Here is a 4,535-nt window from a genome sequence, read left to right as displayed (position 1 = left end):
CAAAGTAGCCACCCTTTTTCCTGAACAGTCGTTTTTGTCTTATACGTCTTATCTCGTTACTAGACCAGTAGCAATGATACTTGCGTTTATTTATATCATTCTTTCCCTTTTCATAAGTGCTTTTGCAATTCGATCCGTTGCTTTTATTTCTCAGCAATACTTGTTTGATCATACACCGATGGAAGTGTTGGCACTTTCATTTTTGCTTGTCGTCATTTATGCTGTCTCCGGGTCAAGGGCTGGTATTTTTCGTTTGAATGTTCTATTTCTTCCCATTATTTTATTGGCTTTTGTATTGGTAGGACTGTTTAATATCCAATGGATAGAGCCGGTAAATTACTTGCCGTTGTTTCAATCAGATATAAAGGATTATATAAAAGGAATAACAAAATCATTTGATGCATATGTCGGCTATGGTATCGGGCTATTTTACGTTTTTTTGATTAAAAAACCACAACATCTGACGAAAAAAGTTATCATTGGAATGAGCATACCAACCGGTTTTTATGTGATGATTTTTTTAGTAGCGATCGGTATTTTTGGCAATGCCGTGACAGGAAACTTAGAGTATCCAACGATTGAATTAGCAAAGCGAATAGATATTCCGGGCGGGATATTTGAGCGAATTGACGCACTTGTTTTTACGATTTGGATTATGGCGATATTTAATATAGTTACAATTTTCTTGGATATATGTGTTTTACTATTATCATCTATTTTTAAACAGATGAATAAAAGAATACTAACATTCATTTTGTCACCAATTGTTTATTACATTACCATGTTTCCACAACAGGTTGATCAGGTGAGAATGATCGCAAGTATATTAGGGAAATCCGCTCTTTACTTTGCGTCTTCGGTTATTATTGGATTATACATAATCGCAAAAATTCGAGGTGTTACAAGCCGTGAAAAAACATAAGTATATCTATTCTCTCTGCCTCTGTTCCATCATGCTTGCTGGGTGCTGGGATGTTGTCAATATTGAAGACCGAGGATTTATAATTGGAAATGCGATCGATATAGAAGATGAGGGAAATGCAAAAAATCCTGAGTTGGCGATTACGAATCAGATGGTTATACCTGGAATGACTGCCCCTTCACAAAATGAGGGCGGGGATAAAAATGCGTTTATAAATTACACTTCAACAGGGAAAAGCATTTACGCAATGGAGGAAGAATTAGCATCTGTATCCAGTAATGTTCCATATTTTGAACATTTTGCAGTCCTTGTCGTTTCAGAAGATGTTGCTAGACAAGAACATTTACTTTCCAATTTACTAGATACGTATGTTCGTAATGTTAATTTACGTCGTGGGATTAAGGTAGTTGTTTCTGGAGGGAAGGCAAAAGAGGTGCTTGACTATTCTCCTGCTGATAAGAAATTACCCATACTGCATATTGAAGACATATTGGAAAAGAGCAGTGAACAAGTCGGATTTTTAAAACCAAAAGTTATCGGTGATATTGAAGAATTTCATTTACGGGAAAATAGTTATATTTTACCTTATCTTCAGCTAAATGAATATATCGATTATATAGGGGGAGCCGTGTTTCATGGACCATCAAATAAAATGGTCGGTCTTTTTCATGAGGAAGAAATGGAAGGACTGGAAATGTTAAAAAGAGAGCATACAACAAAAATCATCGAATTTCCATATAAGGAAAAAACATTTGCATTAAAGGTCGTTGAATTAGATAATAAAATTTCAGTCGACCCGAAAAATATAAACGACATAAACGTTACGATTGATATTGAAATTAAAGGTATAATAAAAGAAGCATTTAATCAAGAAGACCTCACAAAGCCATCTGAAATAGATTCCATTCAACATGCAGTTTCCAATAAAGTAGAAAAAACGATTCAAAAAACACTTAAAAAAGGACAGGAAGAACTAGGAGCTGACGTATTCGATATATGGCAGGAATTGGAAACAAAACATTATGACACATGGAAACAAGTGAAAGATGATTGGGAAAAAGGCGAATATTATTTTAAGAATGTAAATTTCGATGTCAATGTTACAACTGAAATTTTCTCCATCGGTACAACAAATAAAACGAAATAAAAGGGTGAGTTAATTGGGAAAACTATTTATGGAAAGTATCACCGAACCGTTAAGAGTTTTTTGTAATATTTTAGCATTTGCTGTCCCTTACGTTATTTACAAAATTAACCTTCGCCTACATGAATACGGTGATCCCCCATGGAAAAAGGAAAAGTGAAGGAATAAGGGCGCAGTCAATGATTGATTAGAGCTTACTAATCGTTCGAGAATCGCTTGACATCATAAGTTTTGTACCATGTCAAATCAACCAAAAGATATCGGGTTGAATCGCAACATGCGAAGTCGATCTAAAAATCGAGTTGATTGTGCAAAATGTGTTGGCGTTTTAAATATCTAGCTTATTCGCAAAATGTGAAGTCGTTCTAAAATGGTGAGCTAATTCGTAAAATGTGCTGGCGTTCTAAATGTCAAGCTTATTCGCAAAATGTTGGCATTCTAAATATTTGGCTGTTTAGCAACAATACGAAGCCCAAAAATGATTTCCGCTATCTTAAAGCGATTAAAAATGAGGGGCAGCAGATGCCCCTTGTTAATCGATTTTAGCGAAATATACCATTTGTAGGAAAATTATCTTAGCGATACGATTAAGAAATTTTAATTGCAATTTTTCCAAACTGATTATTTACTTCAAGGAAATCGAAGGCGTCTTGTATGTCTTCCAATTTAAATGTATGTCCAACAACGGGTTTGATTTTCTCTTTTTCCATCAATGCAATTAACTCCCTTAACTCTTCCCTGCTCCCCATGGTGGAACCGAATAATTGATACTGACCATAGAAAAAATCTCGTAAATTAAAATCTACTGTATCTTCGGTTGTCGCTCCGAAAATAACGATGCGCCCACCTTGTTTTAAAACTTGGAGCGATTTGTTAAATGTTGCCCTACCAACACTGTCAATAACTAGGTCAATCGTTTCGTCTTGAAGTTCAATTTCCCAGTCACTATTCGAATCGATAGCACGATCGGCACCAATTTTTAAAGCTTGTTCTCTTTTTTCCGCACTACGAGACGTAACAATCACTCGAGCACCAAATGCTTTAGCAAACTGAATAATATAGGTAGCAACACCACTTCCAGCACCAGGGATTAAAACAGTTTGTCCTTTTTGTACATTTCCTTTTGTAACAAGCGCCCGGTAACCCGTTAATCCAGCAAGTGCGAGCACCCCCGCTTCTTCCCATGATAGGTGAGCTGGCTTCTTTTCAACTTGTTTAGCGGATATTGCAATTTTTTCTGCAATTGTTCCATGATCCGGCATACCTAAAATGTCGAAACCTGCTGGGGGAGCATCGCTATTTTTATCCCATCGTAACGCCGGATTTATAATTACCTCATCTCCAACTGAAAGATGCTCTACCCCCTCTCCTACTTCTTCCACCACACCTGCTCCATCTGAGCCAAGTATTAAGGCTTCTTCTTTTTTCCCCCAACGGTTTTTTATGTATAAATCTCGTCTGTTCAGTCCTGCCACTTTTAGAGAAACAACTACTTCCCCTTTTTCCGCTTTTGGTTCTGGCATTTCACTTACTTTTAATTCACCTTGTTCGAGTACAAATGCTTTCATGAAAAATCAATCCCTTCTATTTTTCTAATAAATATTGAGAAAATTTTTCTAATTGTTCAATATTTATTATATCATGTGAGAAGAATGGGACGAAAATTAATTGTTTATCAGAAAATTCATCGATAATTTTTTCTATATACTTCTTTTCATATTTCTTTCGTTGTTTAAAAAATTCACCTTCGTTACTTTCAGGTAACACACGATTAACGATAAGTGTTTTTACTTCTAGGCGGTACTTGTCCAGCAACTCAATAGCATTTTTTGTTTCAGCAATAGGAAGCTGTTCCGGGTTTAATACAAAAATAAATCCTGTTTGCTTGGCATCTAACATTATTTCCCGAACTTTAGCGAAGCGCTGTTGCCGTTCCTGTAGCACATCGAAAATAGGATCTTCCACCGGTTCTCCGTCATGCAATAAACGAGAATAATTTTCTTTAGTCTTATGACGTTTTTCAAGTAATCCTTGAATCCAGATGCTCATTAATTCAGGTAAAGAAAGGAGGCGGATCGTATGACCAGTCGGAGCTGTATCAAAAATGAGTTTATCAAAATTTGAACTCTCTTCTAATATAATTGAAATCAGTTTATCAAAAAGAGCAGCTTCATCTGCACCTGGGGATGCCTTTGCCGTATCCAATTGTCTGTGGACTTCTTCCATCATCGTTGGCTGGACCACCCCTTTAATGTTTTCTTTTACACTTTTAATATATTGAGCAGTTTCTTGTTCGGGGTCAATTTCAAGTGCATAGAGATTATCGGCAATTTTTGTCGTGTCTCCACCTATTTTTTGTTCAAAAATATGACCAATATTATGTGCTGGGTCTGTTGATATTAATAATGTTTTTTGTCCAGATTGGGCGGTGCGTAACGCAATTGCTGCAGACGAAGTTGATTTCCCTAC

At 36.2% G+C, this 4,535-nt stretch carries 4 protein-coding genes; 2 read left to right on the top strand and 2 right to left on the bottom strand.

All coding sequences use genetic code 11. The features are described from left to right. On the top strand, positions 1–922 hold a 922-nt coding region (locus ACPYKA_RS19230; protein ID WP_479543812.1), incomplete at its 5' end, for a GerAB/ArcD/ProY family transporter. Beyond that, positions 909–2,069: a Ger(x)C family spore germination protein gene (locus tag ACPYKA_RS19225; protein ID WP_479543811.1), complete on the top strand. Its 1,161-nt coding sequence runs from the start codon at positions 909–911 to the stop codon at positions 2,067–2,069. The genes ACPYKA_RS19230 and ACPYKA_RS19225, both read left to right, overlap by 14 nt. 584 nt (positions 2,070–2,653) lie before the next feature. Here ACPYKA_RS19225 and ACPYKA_RS19220 read toward each other — a convergent pair. Together ACPYKA_RS19220 and ACPYKA_RS19215 are read right to left on the bottom strand one after the other, a co-directional pair. Then, positions 2,654–3,634: a zinc-binding dehydrogenase gene (locus ACPYKA_RS19220; RefSeq protein WP_479543810.1), complete on the bottom strand. Its 981-nt coding sequence runs from the start codon at positions 3,632–3,634 to the stop codon at positions 2,654–2,656. A gap of 16 nt (positions 3,635–3,650) precedes the next feature. Further along, the coding region (locus ACPYKA_RS19215; protein ID WP_479543809.1) for an ArsA family ATPase at positions 3,651–4,535 on the bottom strand (885 nt) is incomplete at its 5' end.

Source organism: Pseudogracilibacillus amylolyticus (SeqCode) (assembly GCF_051918545.1).
In the GTDB taxonomy this organism is placed as follows: Bacteria; Bacillota; Bacilli; order Bacillales; family Amphibacillaceae; genus Pseudogracilibacillus.
This window is presented reverse-complemented; position numbering and strand designations above follow the sequence as displayed.